The sequence below is a fragment of the Allorhizobium sp. nf9_anc genome, from assembly GCF_056323085.1.
Window position 1 is genome coordinate 4,023,079 of the sequence record NZ_CM150481.1, and the last position, 16,125, is coordinate 4,039,203.

Consider the following 16,125-nt stretch of genomic DNA (forward strand, 5'->3'; position numbering starts at 1 on the left):
TATATCGCTACCGGTCCTCGGAAAGTCTTCGAACTCGCCTCGGCCCTTTAGCGACTTATTTTACGTGGCTGCAAGCCGGCCGGCCAAATCACCACGGAACACGAGGCCTTTTACGCCTGTCAGGGGCGCGAATCAATGGGCAAGGCGATGGAGGCCTTTGCCCCTAATACGCATCACGTCAGCCCCTCATCCGCCCTTCGGGCACCTTCTCCCCGCAAGCGGGGAGAAGGCCAGGACGGCCACCGCTTGCGCCCCCTCTCCCCGCCTGCGGGGAGAGGGTAGGGTGAGGGGCAAGGCAACAAACTCGGCGAATCCGCCTAAAAAAGGGGGATGAGTTTGAGAAAATCGTGAGCAAAATCAAACCTCGGCATGTTTTTTCATCCCCCACCATTTCCACCCTTTTACACTCACCCCCGTCCCGCCCTCGGATACACCTGACGATGCGATGTCAGGCGAGGCGGGGCCGGCGCCGGGATGGAAGGTTGTCGCAGACCTGAAAACCCGGCCCGCTGCAACGGTCTCCCTCCGGACGAAGGGGTGGAAGTGATGGCGGACGGTCGGATGCCCGACGCCTGAAACCCCTGATCGGAAGGACGTGCCTCAGAGGCACACAGACAAGGCGCCAGCGCTGTCGCGAACACCCAGACAGCGGGGCGAAACAAACGGCGGGGATGAGCGCCGGGCCGCAAATGGCCAGACGATCATCCCCCGGGCGAGGGTCCCGGTCGGATTGGTGCACCATCCGGCGGGAACCTCCCGGGCCACCGGCCAGGCTGAAGCGTCATCATGTGACGCCGCAGCCGGACCCGCGCCCGGTCATTCCTCGGTCATCCTCGGGCCTGACCCGAGGACCAAGGACCGTCGCCGCCTTGCCAGAGAGACGCATGCAGCGGGAATAGACGCCGAACGGGGCGCCGGAAGGAGCCACAAAAACTACTTAGACAGGTTGCTTCTGGCGCCTCGTCCGAGACAAGCATGACCCCACCCGGAGGACGACGAGTCCGACCGGTGGCGAAGCTTGGGGTTTTTGACAAATTGGTTTTTCCCTCTCCCCCTTGTGGGAGAGGTTACAAAATCGAGGGCTTAGCCCGATCAGGGCTAAACCTCAGATTTTGTTGGTGAGGGGATCGGTGATGGTGGCATAGGATAACGGACCCCCTCACTTGCGATTTCTGATGTTTAGGCGGCTTACGCTCGCCTAATTCATCGAAATCGCTTTCTCCCCCACCAAGGGGGAGATGGACCTCACGAGCAAATCACTGCTCGCCGAGCTTCATCGACGGATCGTAATCCTTGCCATGCACCGTCTTCACGACGGCCTGGCCGCAATACAGTCTGTTCTCTGCTGCATTGAATGTGTGGCTCGGCGATCCGTGCAGCTCCCAGCCCTTGTTCAGCGCGTCGGTGACGCGGTGGCAGAAGCTGGAATCATCCGGTCCGGTGAGAAAACGATAGACTTTCATGGCTTGTCCTTTCTGGCGGTAATCAGCGCGACCTTGGCGAGAAGACGTGTTGCCTCCTCGGCATGCAGTCGCTCGATCATGCGCCCATCGATGTTGATGACGTTGAGGCCCGCATGGGCCGGGTCGGCAAAGGCGTCGGCCACCAGGCGGGCCTCCGCGATGGCTGCCGTCGAGGGGCCGAAATGGTGGTTTGACGGTTCGATCTGGGCGGGATGGATCAGCATCTTTCCATCAAAGCCCATGGCACGACCTTGAGCGCATTCGGCCGCAAGGGCTTCCATGTCGCGAAAATCGTTCGACACGCTGTCGATGGCATCGAGGCCATAGGCCCGGGCGGCCAACACGATCTGCATCAGATAGGATACGAGATAGGTACGGCCGGGTTCGGCCGGGATGCCGGTGGCCTTGCGCAGGTCGTTCAACCCGACAACGAAGGCATCGAGGCGACTGTCGCTTGTCCGGCCCGAGGAAGCGATGGCGGCCGCGTTCAAGACGCCGCGCGGCGTTTCAATCATGGCCCAGATCCTGAGACCTTCCGCCGCATCGTGCTCGCCCAGCATGTCCGCGACGTCCTGGATCGTGACCGGCTCTTCGACCTTGGGAAGAAGGACTGCGTTGGGCAGCGCTTCCACAACGAGCGCCATGTCCTCGCGAAAATGCTGCGTGCCGGCTGCGTTGATGCGAATGATGCACTCGCGATGACCAAGGTCATTTTTCTGCAGAAAATTCAGAAGCTTGCTGCGCGCATCTGCCTTGCGATCTTCAGCCACGGAGTCTTCCAGATCGAAGATGACGGCATCGCAATCGAGGCTTGCCACCTTCTCCATGGCCCGGTCGTTGATTGCGGGCACAGTCAACACGGAACGGCGGAGCCGGGACGGATGGTGAAAGCGGAAGGAGGAGACTTCAGATGTCATGGCCGAGTTCTGGCAAGCTTTGGCCGGCCATGCAAGATGACAATTGGGTGAAAGGCCCTTGCAATGCGGGAGAATAAGGACCACCTTGGCTGTCGAGAAAGGACACGATCATGCAGAATTTCCGCACCGCCGCCTATGCCATTGCTGGCCTCGCCTTTGTCGGCCTCGCAGCCGCTTTCGCGGTTTCGCTGACGCTCCTGATTGGCGCACTGCTGACCGTGACGCTCGGCGCCCGTATGCTGATGAGCAAGACGAAGCGCGCACCTGTTTACGTCAAGGCGAAGCGTCGCGACGACGTGCGCGTCTGGAACGATGGCAAGGGCACGATCATCGACCTTTGACCGGGCTTTAGCTTGATCGGTCCGCTCACCCTTATCTCGGGTGAGCGTCGGCCAGCGTGGTCGCGCACCGACGCAACTCGCCGCCGCTTCAAGATTCTCCTTCAATTTTGTCCAGTTTTGCTCTATGGGCGGGGCATTACACGCGCATTAGCCAGATCGAAGGCAGACTGATGGACAAGTTCGTAAAGCTTACCGGTGTTGCGGCACCGCTTCCGGTCGTCAATGTCGACACGGACATGATCATTCCGAAGGATTACCTGAAGACCATCAAGCGCACCGGTCTCGGTGCTGGCCTCTTCGCTGAGGCACGCTTCAAGGAAGACGGCTCGGAAAATCCGGATTTCGTCCTCAACAAGCCGGCCTATCGCAACGCGCAGATCCTCGTTGCCGGCGATAACTTTGGTTGCGGCTCTTCGCGCGAGCATGCTCCTTGGGCGCTTCTCGACTTCGGCATCCGCTGCGTGATCTCGACGTCGTTCGCCGACATCTTCTACAACAACTGTTTCAAGAACGGCATCCTGCCGATCGTCGTCAGCCAGGAGAACCTGGACAAGCTGATGGACGATGCCAGCCGCGGTTCGAATGCCGTGCTGACGGTTGACCTGGAATCTCTGGAAATCACCGGCCCCGACGGCGGCAAGATCTCCTTCGAGATCGATGCCTTCAAGCGCCACTGCCTGCTGAACGGTCTCGACGATATCGGCCTGACGCTCGAAAAGGCTTCGAACATCGCGACCTTCGAGCAGTCCAATGCAGCCCAGCGCCCCTGGGCCTGAGACCATCTAACAAGATGAAATGATGAGGCCGGGCTCACGCCCGGCTTTTTCTTTGGCTTCAAAGGAAGCGCGTGCGCCAAGTCTCAAGGGCGGCAAGTGACACGCCGATCCCGCCACAGACCTCGATCAGCGGTGCCTTGAAGCGCGACAGCCTATCCGAATGCACGTCCGCCACGGCCAGGGCTGCACCGCAGGCTGGTTCGACCAGGATCCGCTGCGCATCGGCAAACTTGAGGCAGGCGGCAACGGCCTGCGCATCGGTCACTGTCACGCTTTCGATTGGATGCGTGTCAAGAAGGTCGAATACGTGTTGCGCGATCTGGCGCGCACCCAGCGAATTGGCGATCGAGGTGATCGCCGGAAGCGTCACACGCGCCTTGGCGGCCACGGCGGCGTTCAGCGAGGCAGCCCCTTCCGTCTCGACTGCAATCACGGGCACGTCGCCCAGGCCATTGCGCTTCAGGCCTTCGACGATGCCAGCGAGCAGTCCGCCGCCGCCGACACTGGTGACCACGCAGTCGAATTCGGCCCCAGCCTTCACCACTTCATCGATCAGAGTGGCGTGACCTTCCCAGAGGAGGGGGTGGTCATAGGGGTGCACATAGGCCGCCTTGCGTTCTGTCGCGAGAGCTACGGCATGAGCGTTCGCTTCATCGAAGACCGAACCATGCACCAGAACCTTGGCGCCGGTTGCGGCGATCCGGGTGCGAACCTCGGGCGACGTCGTTTCCGGCACGACGATGGTCACCGGTACTCCCAGGGCTTTGCCGGCGACCGCTGCCGCGATGCCTGCGTTGCCGCCGGACGCGCAGAAGATTTCCTTCGCGCCCTTGGCGACTTCATGCTGGCAGAGCAGGCCCACGCCGCGCAGCTTGAAGCTGCCGGAGGGCTGCAAGGCATCGAGCTTCAGCCAGAGCGGTAGGCCGCTCTCGCTATAGTCGGCTGCGGTGCGCAGAAGCGGGGTTTCAATATGCAGGGGGGAGAGAGGCATGGTGAACTCGAACATGCTGGAGGGATGCTGTCTTTTGGACCTCGCCATCCGACGGGTCAACCTACAAAGCCTCTTCTGCAGTTCCCCGAACCGTACCGTTTCCGGCCTATCTCGCTTGAAAAGGCCCAGCCCCGCGCGTAAGAAACCGCGACTTCTTTTTCGAGTGGAGGGTTTCCATGACGGCTCGCAATCTTCTCCTGCTGCCCGGTGACGGCATCGGCCCCGAGGCCATGGCTGAGGTCCGCAAGATCATCGCCTACATGAACGAGGCGCAGGGCGCCGGCTTCGTGACCGATGAAGGTCTTGTCGGTGGTTCCGCCTATGACGCGCATGGCGCGGCGATTTCGGAAGAAGACATGGCGAAGGCGCTGGCTGCGGACGCCGTACTCTTCGGTGCCGTCGGTGGCCCCAAGTGGGACGACGTACCTTATGACGTGCGCCCGGAAGCTGGCCTTCTGCGCCTGCGCAAGGATCTCGAACTGTTCGCCAACCTGCGTCCGGCGATCTGCTACCCGGCGCTCGCCAATGCGTCGTCGCTGAAGCCTGAGCTGGTCGAAGGTCTCGACATCCTCATCGTTCGCGAACTGACCGGCGGCGTCTATTTCGGCGAGCCGAAGACGATCACCGATCTCGGCAATGGCCAGAAGCGCGCTGTCGATACGCAGGTTTACGATACCTACGAAATCGAGCGCATCTCCGCCGTCGCTTTCGAACTGGCCCGCACCCGCAACAACCGCGTCTGCTCGATGGAAAAGCGCAACGTAATGAAGTCAGGCGTGTTGTGGAACCAGGTCGTGACGGCAACGCACAAGGAGAAGTTCTCCGACGTCAAGCTCGACCACATGCTGGCCGATGCCGGTGGCATGCAGCTCGTCCGCGCGCCCAAGCAGTTCGACGTCATCGTGACCGACAACCTGTTCGGCGACATGCTCTCCGACGTTGCCGCCATGCTGACCGGTTCGCTCGGCATGCTGCCCTCCGCCTCGCTCGGTGCGCCCGACGGCAAGACGGGCAAGCGCAAGGCACTTTACGAGCCTGTCCACGGTTCGGCGCCTGACATCGCGGGCCAGGGCATCGCCAACCCGATCGCCATGATTGCCTCCTTCGCCATGTGCCTGCGCTACTCCTTCAACATGGTGGCGGAAGCCGACCGTCTGGAGAAGGCGATCGCCAACGTGCTCGATCAGGGCGTTCGCACCGGCGACATCATGGCTGACGGTTGCCGCCAGGTCGGCACCGTCGAGATGGGTGATGCCATCCTTGCGGAGTTCAAGGCGCTTTCCGCCTAAGCCAGGTCTTTCAGCTTCAATTTGACGGCGCGGGGCAACCCGCGCCGTTTTGCGTTTCCAGGTCTTTGCAGCGCTCAATCGGCTCCGATTCTCACTTCCGCGTGATCACCCCTCCTCGACAGAAGGTCGCACCCCGACCGGCAATCCGATGTCGCATGGGGCGCGTAATACTGGTCAGACAAGCAGATGAGAGCGACGCAACCACCACCGCGCCCGGCATTCGTTGGAACCTGACCGACGTTCACTCGTTCAGGAGACAATGCCGGCAAGAGGGCCTGCAAGAGGCCTGCGGTCCAAGAGACCATGGAGATGTCCGATGAAAGCCACATCCGCTGACAGACACATCATCAAGTATGCCATGTCGCAGCCCTATCTGGAGCGTGAGGAAGAACTCGATCTCGCGATCCGCTGGAAGGAGCATGACGACCAGGGCGCCCGCAATCGCATTGCCCAGGCCCATATGCGTCTGGTCATCGCTATGGCCTCGAAGTTCCGCGGCTTCGGTCTGCCGCTCAACGATCTGATCCAGGAAGGCTATATCGGCCTTCTTGAAGCGGCCGCTCGTTTCGACCCCGGCCGGGAAGTCCGCTTCTCGACCTATGCCGGCTGGTGGATCCGCGCTTCCATGCAGGATTACATCCTGCGCAACTGGTCGATCGTCCGCGGCGGTACGAGCTCCAGCCAGAAGGCACTGTTCTTCAACCTGCGCCGCCTGCGCGCGAAGCTCGCCCAGGGTGACAACCGTCTCTCAGATCAGGCGATCCATCAGGAAATCGCCACGGCCCTCGGTGTGAGCCTCTCGGACGTGCAGTCGATGGACGCACGCCTTTCCGGCAATGACGCGTCTCTGCAGACGCCTGTCGCCGGCCGCAATGGGGAAGGCACGGAGCAGCTGGAAATGCTGGAAAGCAAGGAAGCTCTCCCCGATGAGCAGGTCACATCGATCATCGACGGCGAACGCTGGAACGGATGGTTGAGGGATGCCATGAACCGCCTCAACGAGCGCGAAAGCCGGATCATCAAGGCGAGGCGCCTGACCGAAGACGGTGCTACGCTGGAAGAACTCGGTGCCGAACTCGGCATTTCCAAGGAACGAGTTCGCCAGATCGAGACGCGGGCCCTGGAAAAGCTGAAGGTCGCCCTCACTGACAAGGCGCCGACTTCAGCACGGCTGGAAATGGCTTATTGATATCCAAATGAGCAAACAAAAAAGCCGGCCTTCGTGCCGGCTTTTTTTGTTGGGCGGCGCTAAGCCAATCACTCGGAGATGATCTTCACCCGCATGCCCTGGCTGACCGTTGAGGTCGGCCCGAGCGCATTGATCAGGCGGAAGAGTTCCAGCTTCCGGTCAGTGCCCATCATCCGCGCGGACAAGGTGCCGATGCTGTCATTCGCCGCGACAGTTACGACGCGAACGCGCAGTGGCTTCAGAGATGCCGCTTCCTGCGAGGTGATGCGACGGAAGGATGCACGCAGCTGGGCAGCGGTCGTCTCCAGAGCCGGGCTGCCTTTCGGCACGGCGGTCAGGAAGCGGAAGATCTGTGGGCCGATCCGAATAACCGTGATGTCGAAGTCCCAGCGGTCGGCAGAGGCCCGGGCTGTTGCGGCTTCGAGACCGTTAACGGTGATCGTACGGATCGTGTCGGGCAGCAGGCCGGTTACCCATCCGCTCGAAATGTAATTTGGCAGGCTGATCTTCTGGCTGTCCGCCACGCCGTCAAACCGGATCGCAACATCACCCGGGCCGGTGGCCAGGACCGCTTCGACCTTGTTGTCGATCTGGAACCCGACCGGCACATCGAAACGGATACCGAGCTGCCCGTGTAGGAAGGTCTGGCCTCGCACGAAACCTTCCTGAGGGCTGTCGCCGTAGAGCAGGCCGTCGATGCCGTTCAGGTAATAGTCGCGCCCGGTTTCGCCATGGGTGCCTTCCGGACCGAAGGCGCGGGCGTGGCGCTTGGCCAGCTCGACGCGCTGGGGAGCGTTGGGGTGGCTCGACAGGAAGTCAAGGCTCTGGTCGGCATCGGGGTCGACGGAGGTGAACTGGCTGTAGCGCGCCATGGAATCGAGGAAACGGGCCGCGGCATAGGGATCATAGCCGGCTTCGCCGAGCGTGCGCACCCCGATAACGTCGGCCTGCAGTTCCTGCTGGCGCGAGAATGCGGCGAGGCGCAGCTTGCCACGGGCGAGTGCCTGCTTGCCGGCGAGATCGCTGGACAGCACTTCGGCCACCACGCGGCTGGCAATCACTTCGGCTTCTTCGCGGCGCTGACGCTCAATGCCGTGGTTTGCCGTGACGTGGGCCATTTCGTGGCTGAGAACGGCAGCCACTTCCGAGGCGTCATTCGCCAGAGCCAGGAGGCCGCGCGTCACATAGAGATAGCCGCCGGGCAAGGCGAAGGCGTTGATTGCCGGCGAATTCAAGATGGTGATGCGATAGGACTGGTTCGGGTTTTCCGAGACCGCCGTCAGAGCGCCGGCAATGCGGGCGACGAGGCGCTCGGTCTTGGCGTCGGAATATTCCCCGCCATAGGAGGCGACGATGCGCGGATGCTCGCGGGCGCCCATCTGAGCGCGCGGATCGCCCTTCTGGACTTCGTCGACGATTTGCGGATTGCGTGATGGCGCGACGGACGGCTCATAGGCCTGTTCGAAGAGCGACTGGCAGGAGGAGAGCACCAAGCCCGCTGAGACAAGCACCGCAACGCTCGACGCGAGCCTGAAGGGCCGGCGCCGCCGATACGTTTCGGCAGCCATCGCGCTGTTCCGGCTCAAAAACTGCATCCTGCCCCTTCACCCTGTGCCCAAACGATCGCCGATAGGCAGACCGCCGGGTGCAGCATCCAATTGCCTTCTGCCGGCATCGCTTAGCGCCGATCCGGCAGTCCTTCACATAATGCGAAAACGCCGCATGCTCCAGAAGATAGTCGCGCCATTTGAAATGACCAATGGTCTGACCGTAGGAACTACCATTCCCCACGCGCATGGCAGGCCTGGGCGACCAAATTAAGGCGATTGAGGTGCAAACGGTGGTGTGCCGAGGAAGTTCCCGACCGCTGGCAGGTCCCCCCGAGTCAGGAAAACGTCCTTCTGAGCGTCGATGAGGACATGGCCATCCTCGATGAAAAGCACATGATCGGCCAGGCGATCGACATCGCGCGGATAATGGGTGACGAGAAGAATGGTGGCTCGTGTTTCAGCGTGGAGGTCAACGAGCAGTTCGACCATAGCCGCGCGCAGGCCGGGGTCAAGGGCCGCAAACGGTTCGTCGAGCAAAAGTACGGGCCGATGCCGCACCAGTGCCCGGGCAAAGGCTGCCCTTTGTCGTTCGCCGCCGGAGAGGGAGCCTGGCAGCCGGCTTTCGTACCCATCGAGCCCGACCCGCACGAGGGCGTCAGAAATTGCGTTGCGGTCAGCTGGCGTGAGCCGCATCGCCGGATGGATCCCAAGTCCGATATTGGTGAACAGGTCCAGATGGGAGAACAGATTGTTGTCCTGGAAGACCAGCGAGATGGGGCGCTCTGCAGGGGCGAGTTCGGTGACGTCTCGCCCGTCGATCAGAATTCGTCCGCTGTCCGGTCTCTCGAAACCCGAGATCAGATTGAGCAAGGTCGACTTCCCCGATCCGGACGGGCCAACGACCGCCGTCACCTGCCCTTCGTTGATACCGCAGTCGAAATGGAACTTCCGGCTGCCGAGCGTGAGATGGACATCGGCGAGACGGATGTTGGTCGAGGGGTCATCGCGCATCGGGTGTCTCCCGCTCATTTGCATGTTTTCCTCTGCCGGGCGCCCCGATCATGGCCAGTACCAGGCAAATGGCGCCGAGCAGAAGGGCCAGCCCATCGGCATCGGTGCTGCGATAGCTGCCCATCCTGGAATAGATGAGGGCGGGCAGCGTGGTGATGTTTTCCGAACCGAAGAGTGCCACCGCACCCAGGTCACCGAGGGACAGGGCCATGGCGAAGGCGAGCGCGGTCATAAGCGGGCGCTTCAGCACCGGCCAATCGACGCGGCGCAGCCGTTGTGCAACGGAGAGCCCGAGGCTTTCGGCTAGTCGTCCCGTGCAGGCCCTGTGTTCCCTGTAGGCGGGTTCCAGCACCCGCACCGCAAACGGAAGCGCCATCAGCGCATTGATCCCGGTCACGACGAAGGGTGCGAAGCTCGCTATCTCGCCTCTTGGCCTCAAGGCCAGGAACCATCCGGTGGCCAGCACGCTGGTCGGAACGAGCAGTACCAGTGAGGAGACCGATGCGAGGGTTATGGACAAAAGCCGGTTGCCGGGATGAGCAATCCGCGCAGCCGTGATCTCGGCACGCGCGGCGACTGTGCCATAGGCAAGCAGGGTGGCGATCAACCCGGCCGCCAGAGCCACGCAGAGGCTGGTGCGTGCTGCTTGCTGGAAGGCGTCCTGGGAGAGAAGCCGAAGGAGATCGGCCTGGAGGCCTGAGACGATCACCTGGCCGAGCGGCAGGATCAGAAACATGGTGACCAGCAGGAGCAGGATGCCATCGGCTGCCCGGATCAACGGACGTCGCCCGTCGAAGCGCGTAAACGCGCGGCCGGTCGTGACGCCCGTGTCGGAGGCCGCGGGCAGAAGGCTCAGTCCGAGGAGGATTGCACCCGTAACCGTGATCTGAAGCAGTGCCAGAGACACGGCGCGCTCCGGATCGAAGTCGAAACGCAGCGCCTGGTAGATGGCGACCTCGATCGTGGTCGCAGCCGGGCCGCCGCCGAAAATCAGGACGAGGGTGAAACTCGTGACGCAGAGCATGAAGATCAGGCCTGCCGCGCCGGGGATGACCCGCGCCAGCACGGGCCATTCGATGAAGCGGAAGGTGGACAGCGGCGAGAAGCCGAGGCTCGCCGACATGCGCCAGTATTCCGCCGGCACGCGCTCGAGAGCCGACAGCATCAGGCGCGTGGCAAGCGGCAGGTTGAAGAAGACATGGGCAATGAGGATGCCGGTCAGCCCGTAGATGGAGATCGGCTGGGAGAGCCCGAGGCCGGTCAGGACATCGTTGATGATGCCGCTCCGGCCAAAGATGCCGATCAACCCCAGCGCGCCGATGAGAACGGGGAGGCCCATCGGGACTGCCATCAGGCGAATCAGCCAGATACGACCCGGAAAATCGGGCTGCCGGGCGAGGGCGCTGGCGACGGGCAGGGCAATGCCGACCGAGAGAAGCGTCGACAGGAAAGCCTGCCATAGCGTGAAAGACAGCACCGAGCGGACGACGGGGTCGGCGAAGGCCTGGAGAAGGCCGCCGGACAGTCGCCCTGCGAGCAGGGCTGCGAGTGCGATACCGATGAAGCCCAGGACGACCACAAGAACGAAAAGGCCGCCCGCGAGCGCGGGCAGCCTCCGTCGTTTCGACTGGTGAAGCGGGCGTAACATCCGGTGCTACTTCAGCGTCATGGCCTTGAGCCACTCGTCGATCCACGCCTGACGGTTGGTGGCGACTTCAGCCGGGCTCATCAGGAAGGTGGTCTTGGGTTCAACGAGCTTGCCGAAAGCCTCCGGCAGGGGCTCGGTGGTCGCGGCGACCGGCATCATCCAGTTGTTGGTGGGGATCGTGTCCTGGAAGCCGGGCTGGAGCATAAAGGCGAGGAACTGGCGGGCGAGCTCCTTTTCCGGCGCGTTCTTGAGAAGACCGGCCACTTCGATCTGGATGTAATGGCCTTCGGAGAATTCCGCCGCCTGGTAGCGGTCGGTCTCTTCGGCGACCATGTGATAGGCCGGCGAGGTGGTGTAGGAGAGCACCATCGGCGCCTCACCCTTGGTGAACAGGCCATAGGCTTCCGACCAGCCCGGCGTGACGGTCAGGACGCGGTCCTTGAGCTTGGCCCAGGCTTCCGGCGCCTTGTCGCCATAGACCGACTTCACCCAGAGCAGGAGGCCAAGGCCCGGAGTCGAGGTGCGCGGATCCTGGATGACGATCTTCTGGGACGGGTCGCCTTCGACCAGTTCTTTCAGGCTCGTCGGCGGTGTCTTGATCGTTTCGGTGTCGTAGATCACGGCGAAATGGCCGTAGTCATAGGGCAGGAAGACGTCGTCGCTGAAGCCGCCGGGTACTTTCACGGCGGACGCATCGACGCCGTTTGCTTCGAACAGGCCGGTCTGCTTGGCTTCCTCGACGAGATTGGTGTCGAGGCCGAGCACGACATCGGCCTTCGAGGTTTCGCCTTCGAGCTTGAGGCGGGTGAGGAGTGCAACGCCATCGGCGACACCGACGAATTCGACCGTGCAGGCGCAGGTCTTCTCGAAGGCTTCCTTCACCTTGGGGCCTGGGCCCCATTCGGAAACAAAGCTCTCATAGGTGTAGACGGTGAGTGTCTTGTCGGCAGCGGCTGCCGGCAGGGCAAGCCCGGTGGACAGGATGGCTGCGGCAAGGCCGGAGCGCAGGAATACGGGTAGATTTGACGGCATGACGCCCTCCTCCAAAAAACAATTGATGTCGGGATAGGGCGCTTTGCGAACGACGCGTCTAATCCCTCCGCCGGTCTTAACCGGATCAGGTTCCGCGGGTTGGCATCACTGCCTCTCAGCATTCCGGTCCCGGAGGATCGGAAGGCACCCCGTTAGAGCACGGTTGAGATAGCGCGCCGGCTGCTCTTGCGCAAGGTGCGGACAATCGGCCGCGGCGCGGTTGCTGTCAGGAAATCGTCAAGTGCGCCATGGTAGGAGGGCTGACACAGTCAAATGGCCAGGTGCTGATGGCGAATTCGAAATCGAGCGGTGGAATGGCGTTGGAGAGTTTTGTTGCCGATGTCGAAGGCAGTCTGTGGCGCCAGCTCAGGATGGCTTCTGACAGTTTCTGGAAGTCTTCAGTCCGCAACCGGATCCTCGCCTTCACGTCCGCTCTTGTCGTGGTCATCCTCGCGACCGCCTATGGAACGGTGGCGCTGAACCAGTGGAATGCTCCGTTCTACAATGCGCTGGAGAGGCGAGACCTCACCGCCTTCCTGCTTGAACTGCGCAATTTCGCGATGATCGCGGGCGTTCTTCTCGTGCTCAACGTCATCCAGGCCTGGCTCAACCAAATGACGGCGCTCTACATGCGTGAAGGCCTGTCACGCGACGTTGTGGATCAGTGGCTGAACGGGGCGCGAGCTTACCGGCTGTCGATCTCAAGCCCGCTCGGCATCAATCCCGATCAGCGCCTGCATGAGGATGCCCGCAAGCTTGCGGAGATGACCACGTCGCTCTCGATTGGCCTGTTCAACGCCACGATCCTCCTGGTGAGCTTCATCGGCGTTCTCTGGAGCCTGTCGAGTGACTTCACGTTTCGCAGCGGGGACACCAGCTTCCAGATCCCGGGCTACATGGTCTGGGGTGCCCTAGTTTATGCGCTTGTCGCCTCGCTGCTCAGTCAACTGGTTGGGCGCAGCCTGTCGAAGCTCAATGCGGAGCGCTATGCCCGAGAGGCGGATCTGCGCTTCTCCCTGATGCGCGCCAATGAAAATCTGGAAGCCATCGCGCTCACGCATGGCGAGGAGACCGAGCGGCGCCATATCCACCAGTCGCTGGATGGTGTGCTGTCTTCGATCCGGCATCTGGCCCTGGCGCTGACCAATCTGACCTGGGTGACCGCCGGTTTCGGCTGGCTTGCGATCATCGTGCCGATCCTGATTGCCTCACCCGCTTATTTCGCCGGGACCATCTCCTTCGGTGGCCTGATGATGGCCGCTGCCGCCTTCACCCAGGTCTATTCTGCTCTGCGTTGGTATGTCGACAATTTCGGCGCCATTGCCGACTGGCGTGCAGCACTGATGCGCGTCACCGTCTTTCGGGCGGCTCTCACCAGCATGAGTGCGATAACGCCTGGGCCTGGCCGGTTGGAGCTGGCGCGCAGCGAGGATGGCATGCTCCGGCTGGAGAACCTGGAAATCTGCGTCCGTGTCCATGGCGACACCTGCGAGAGTGCCCTCCGGTTTCAGGAGCGCAATGTGGTCATCGCGCCCGGTGACCGCGTGATGATCAATGGCGATCAGGGTGTCAGCCGCAAGCTGTTGTTCCACGCCATGGCCGGCCTCTGGCCATATGGTGAAGGCCGGATTGTCTTGCCGGGGGAGACGGATATCGTCTTCGTTCCGCAATCGGGCTACCTGCCCGAGGGCCGCTTGCGCAGCCTGCTCGCCTACCCCCTAGCCTCGGCGCAGTTTACCGACGCCGAGATGACCGCGGCGCTGAGTGCTGTCGGGCTCGCCGAGTTTGCGGGTCGTCTCGATGAGCGGGCGCGTTGGGAGCGGGTGCTCGACAAGGACCAGCAGATGTCCCTGGCATTCGCCAACATTCTCGTGCGTAAGCCGCGCTGCCTGATCTTGCAGGATGTGCTGGAAGGGCTGGAGCCGGAGACCGTGGGCCGGCTGATGCCTCTGCTGGCCGGGATGAGCGAGACGACGCTGGTCTATCTCGGTCGCTCGACGGCCTTTGCCGATGCGACCGGCGCGAGGGCTGTGCACCTCGAGAAGACGGGAGTGACTTCCGCTTAGTGCCGAAGATCGGGTGACCTCAGCCCTCCAGCTCCTCGCGCAGCATTTCAAGCTCCAGCCATTCCTCTTCCATGCGTGTGACATCGGCGCGCAGCTTCTCCATCTCGGCAGCGAGCTTGTTGAAGGTTGCGGGATCCTTGGTGAAGAGTTTGGGATCGGCCATTTTGGCTTCGCGCGCAGCGATTTCCTTCTCGGCCTTTTCCATTTCCTTCGGCAGGTTTTCGAGCGCGAATTTCTGCTTGAAGGAGAGCTTGCCCTTGCTGTTTGCGCTGCCGGCCGGCTTGCCGCCCGACGCTTCCTGCGCCTTGGCCTTCTCGGCCTTTTCAACCCGCTTGCGCTCGTCTTCGACACCCTTGCGCTGGGCGAGCATGTCCGAATAGCCACCGGCATATTCGATCCAGCGACCATCCGGTGCGTCGGGATTGGCAGGGGCGATCGTCGAGGTGACGGTGCGGTCGAGGAAGTCACGGTCGTGGCTGACGAGGATGACGGTCCCGGTATAGCCGGCGACGATTTCCTGCAGCAGGTCGAGCGTCTCGATGTCGAGATCGTTGGTCGGTTCGTCGAGGATCAGGAGGTTCGAGGGCTTGGCCATGATCCGCGCCAGCATCAGGCGCGCGCGTTCGCCGCCCGAGAGGTTGCGGATCGGCGTGCGGGCCTGTTCCGGCTGGAAGAGGAAGTCCTTCATGTAGCCGGTCACATGCTTCTGCTCGCCGTTGACCAGCAGGTTCTCGCCGCGTCCATCGGTCAGGTAATGGGCAAGCGTATCTTCCGGGTTCAGATCCTCGCGCTTCTGGTCCAGCACAGCAATCTCCAGATTGGTGCCGAGCTTCACGACACCCTCGTCCGGTGCGAGCTGGCCCGTCAGCATCTTCAGAAGCGTCGTCTTGCCGGCACCGTTCGGGCCGATCAGACCGATGCAGTCGCCGCGATGGACACGGATCGAGAAGGGGGCGACGATCGAGCGATCGCCGTAGGTCTTGATGATCTTGTCGGCCTCGATGACGAGCTTGCCGCTTTCCTTGCCTTCTGTGGCCGATGCCTGGATGGTGCCCTGCGGGCCCTTGTGGCCGCGGTAATTGGCGCGCAGGGCCTGGAGATTGCCGAGGCGGCGCATGTTGCGCTTGCGGCGGGCGGTCACACCATAACGCAGCCAGTGTTCCTCGCGCTCGATCTGGCGGCCGAGCTTGTGCTGCTCGATCTCCTCTTCTTCGAGCACCTGGTCACGCCATTCCTCGAAATGGGCAAAGCCCCGGTTCAGCCGGCGCGACTGGCCGCGATCGAGCCAGACGGTGGCCGTGGAGATCTTCTCCAGGAAGCGACGGTCGTGGGAGATGAGAACGAGCGCGCTGCGGCTCTTCGACAGCTCGCCTTCGAGCCATTCGATCGTCGGCAGATCAAGATGGTTGGTCGGCTCGTCCAGCATCAGAATGTCGGGCTCGGGCGCCAGTACGCGGGCGAGCGCTGCGCGACGGGCTTCACCACCGGAGAGCCGGGTCGGATCTTCCTGGCCCGTCAGGCCGAGATGCTCCAGCAGATAGGTAACCCGGTAAGGATCGTCGCCAGGTCCGAGGCCGGCCTCGGCATAGGCCTGAACGGTGGAATAGCCATCGAAATCCGGTGCCTGCTCCAGATAGCGGATCGTCGAGGACGGATGGCGGAACACCTCGCCGGACTGTGCTTCGACAATCCCGGCGGCAATCTTCATCAGGGTCGATTTGCCCGAGCCGTTGCGGCCGACGAGGCAGATCCGGTCTCCGGGCTCAACCTGCAGGCCGGCGCCTGCGAGCAAGGGCGTTCCGCCGAAGGAAAGCTGGATGTCATCGAGTTTCAGAATGGGAGGCGCCAAGGC

The 16,125-nt window shown here is 62.4% G+C and carries 13 protein-coding genes and 2 riboswitches; of the genes, 5 read left to right on the forward strand and 8 right to left on the reverse strand.

The annotated features are described in order from the left end of the window. Positions 1 to 27: 27 nt before the first annotated feature. Positions 28 to 105, reverse strand: a riboswitch (SAM riboswitch). A gap of 1,151 nt (positions 106 to 1,256) precedes the next feature. Both AC02Y0_RS19630 and AC02Y0_RS19635 read right to left on the reverse strand, forming a co-directional pair. Beyond that, positions 1,257 to 1,463: a DUF1737 domain-containing protein gene (locus AC02Y0_RS19630; RefSeq protein ID WP_113459052.1), complete on the reverse strand. Its 207-nt coding sequence runs from the start codon at positions 1,461 to 1,463 to the stop codon at positions 1,257 to 1,259. After that, entirely contained in the window at positions 1,460 to 2,380 is a 921-nt protein-coding gene (locus AC02Y0_RS19635) for an HpcH/HpaI aldolase/citrate lyase family protein (RefSeq protein ID WP_476380651.1), read from the reverse strand. The genes AC02Y0_RS19630 and AC02Y0_RS19635 overlap by 4 nt, the downstream gene beginning before the upstream one ends. 110 nt (positions 2,381 to 2,490) lie before the next feature. On the opposite strand from AC02Y0_RS19635, the gene AC02Y0_RS19640 reads away from it, so the two are divergent. After that, positions 2,491 to 2,721 (forward strand): hypothetical protein, encoded by a 231-nt coding sequence (locus AC02Y0_RS19640; RefSeq protein WP_476380652.1) that lies wholly within the window; start codon positions 2,491 to 2,493, stop codon positions 2,719 to 2,721. 170 nt (positions 2,722 to 2,891) lie between these two features. After that, entirely contained in the window at positions 2,892 to 3,497 is a 606-nt protein-coding gene (gene leuD / locus AC02Y0_RS19645; protein WP_476380654.1) for a 3-isopropylmalate dehydratase small subunit, read from the forward strand. Between the two features lie 58 nt (positions 3,498 to 3,555). Here the strand turns inward: leuD and AC02Y0_RS19650 are convergent, their stop codons facing one another. Then, entirely contained in the window at positions 3,556 to 4,488 is a 933-nt protein-coding gene (locus AC02Y0_RS19650) for a pyridoxal-phosphate dependent enzyme (RefSeq protein ID WP_476380656.1), read from the reverse strand. Between the two features lie 176 nt (positions 4,489 to 4,664). On the opposite strand from AC02Y0_RS19650, the gene leuB reads away from it, so the two are divergent. Both leuB and AC02Y0_RS19660 read left to right on the forward strand, forming a co-directional pair. Next, positions 4,665 to 5,777, forward strand: a complete 1,113-nt coding sequence (leuB, locus tag AC02Y0_RS19655) for a 3-isopropylmalate dehydrogenase (protein WP_102021119.1) — start codon at positions 4,665 to 4,667, stop codon at positions 5,775 to 5,777. Between the two features lie 316 nt (positions 5,778 to 6,093). Next, positions 6,094 to 6,966: an RNA polymerase factor sigma-32 gene (locus AC02Y0_RS19660; RefSeq protein WP_102021118.1), complete on the forward strand. Its 873-nt coding sequence runs from the start codon at positions 6,094 to 6,096 to the stop codon at positions 6,964 to 6,966. Between the two features lie 68 nt (positions 6,967 to 7,034). Here AC02Y0_RS19660 and AC02Y0_RS19665 read toward each other — a convergent pair whose 3' ends face one another. From AC02Y0_RS19665 to thiB, 4 genes are all read right to left on the reverse strand, one after another. Further along, positions 7,035 to 8,534 carry a M48 family metalloprotease gene (locus AC02Y0_RS19665; RefSeq protein ID WP_476380658.1) on the reverse strand — a complete coding sequence of 500 codons (1,500 nt, stop codon included), beginning with the start codon at positions 8,532 to 8,534 and terminating at the stop codon, positions 7,035 to 7,037. 249 nt (positions 8,535 to 8,783) lie between these two features. Beyond that, the gene (locus AC02Y0_RS19670; protein ID WP_476380660.1) at positions 8,784 to 9,527 is read right to left on the reverse strand and encodes a thiamine ABC transporter ATP-binding protein; all 744 of its coding nucleotides are present in this window, start codon (positions 9,525 to 9,527) and stop codon (positions 8,784 to 8,786) included. After that, positions 9,517 to 11,175, reverse strand: coding sequence for a thiamine/thiamine pyrophosphate ABC transporter permease (gene thiP / locus AC02Y0_RS19675; RefSeq protein WP_476380662.1), 1,659 nt, complete (start codon positions 11,173 to 11,175; stop codon positions 9,517 to 9,519). The genes AC02Y0_RS19670 and thiP overlap by 11 nt, the downstream gene beginning before the upstream one ends. Before the next feature lie 6 nt (positions 11,176 to 11,181). Next, entirely contained in the window at positions 11,182 to 12,207 is a 1,026-nt protein-coding gene (gene thiB / locus AC02Y0_RS19680) for a thiamine ABC transporter substrate binding subunit (RefSeq protein WP_476380664.1), read from the reverse strand. A gap of 45 nt (positions 12,208 to 12,252) precedes the next feature. Continuing rightward, positions 12,253 to 12,369, reverse strand: a riboswitch (TPP riboswitch). 125 nt (positions 12,370 to 12,494) lie between these two features. On the opposite strand from thiB, the gene AC02Y0_RS19685 reads away from it, so the two are divergent. Continuing rightward, entirely contained in the window at positions 12,495 to 14,273 is a 1,779-nt protein-coding gene (locus AC02Y0_RS19685; protein ID WP_476380666.1) for an ABC transporter ATP-binding protein/permease, read from the forward strand. A 19-nt stretch (positions 14,274 to 14,292) separates the two neighbouring features. Here the strand turns inward: AC02Y0_RS19685 and AC02Y0_RS19690 are convergent, their stop codons facing one another. Beyond that, positions 14,293 to 16,122 (reverse strand): ABC-F family ATP-binding cassette domain-containing protein, encoded by a 1,830-nt coding sequence (locus AC02Y0_RS19690; protein ID WP_102021113.1) that lies wholly within the window; start codon positions 16,120 to 16,122, stop codon positions 14,293 to 14,295. Positions 16,123 to 16,125: the final 3 nt, after the last annotated feature.

Bases quoted from the DNA above. Each gene is read 5' to 3' on its own strand.
- AC02Y0_RS19630 (WP_113459052.1), bottom strand. From the start codon at position 1,463: ATGAAAGTCTATCGTTTTCTCACCGGACCGGATGATTCCAGCTTCTGC.
- leuD (WP_476380654.1), top strand. From the start codon at position 2,892: ATGGACAAGTTCGTAAAGCTTACCGGTGTTGCGGCACCGCTTCCGGTC.
- AC02Y0_RS19660 (WP_102021118.1), top strand. From the start codon at position 6,094: ATGAAAGCCACATCCGCTGACAGACACATCATCAAGTATGCCATGTCG.
- AC02Y0_RS19640 (WP_476380652.1), top strand. From the start codon at position 2,491: ATGCAGAATTTCCGCACCGCCGCCTATGCCATTGCTGGCCTCGCCTTT.
- AC02Y0_RS19665 (WP_476380658.1), bottom strand. From the start codon at position 8,534: ATGGCTGCCGAAACGTATCGGCGGCGCCGGCCCTTCAGGCTCGCGTCG.
- leuB (WP_102021119.1), top strand. From the start codon at position 4,665: ATGACGGCTCGCAATCTTCTCCTGCTGCCCGGTGACGGCATCGGCCCC.
- AC02Y0_RS19635 (WP_476380651.1), bottom strand. From the start codon at position 2,380: ATGACATCTGAAGTCTCCTCCTTCCGCTTTCACCATCCGTCCCGGCTC.
- AC02Y0_RS19650 (WP_476380656.1), bottom strand. From the start codon at position 4,488: ATGCCTCTCTCCCCCCTGCATATTGAAACCCCGCTTCTGCGCACCGCA.
- AC02Y0_RS19685 (WP_476380666.1), top strand. From the start codon at position 12,495: ATGGCGAATTCGAAATCGAGCGGTGGAATGGCGTTGGAGAGTTTTGTT.
- thiB (WP_476380664.1), bottom strand. From the start codon at position 12,207: ATGCCGTCAAATCTACCCGTATTCCTGCGCTCCGGCCTTGCCGCAGCC.
- thiP (WP_476380662.1), bottom strand. From the start codon at position 11,175: ATGTTACGCCCGCTTCACCAGTCGAAACGACGGAGGCTGCCCGCGCTC.
- AC02Y0_RS19670 (WP_476380660.1), bottom strand. From the start codon at position 9,527: ATGCGCGATGACCCCTCGACCAACATCCGTCTCGCCGATGTCCATCTC.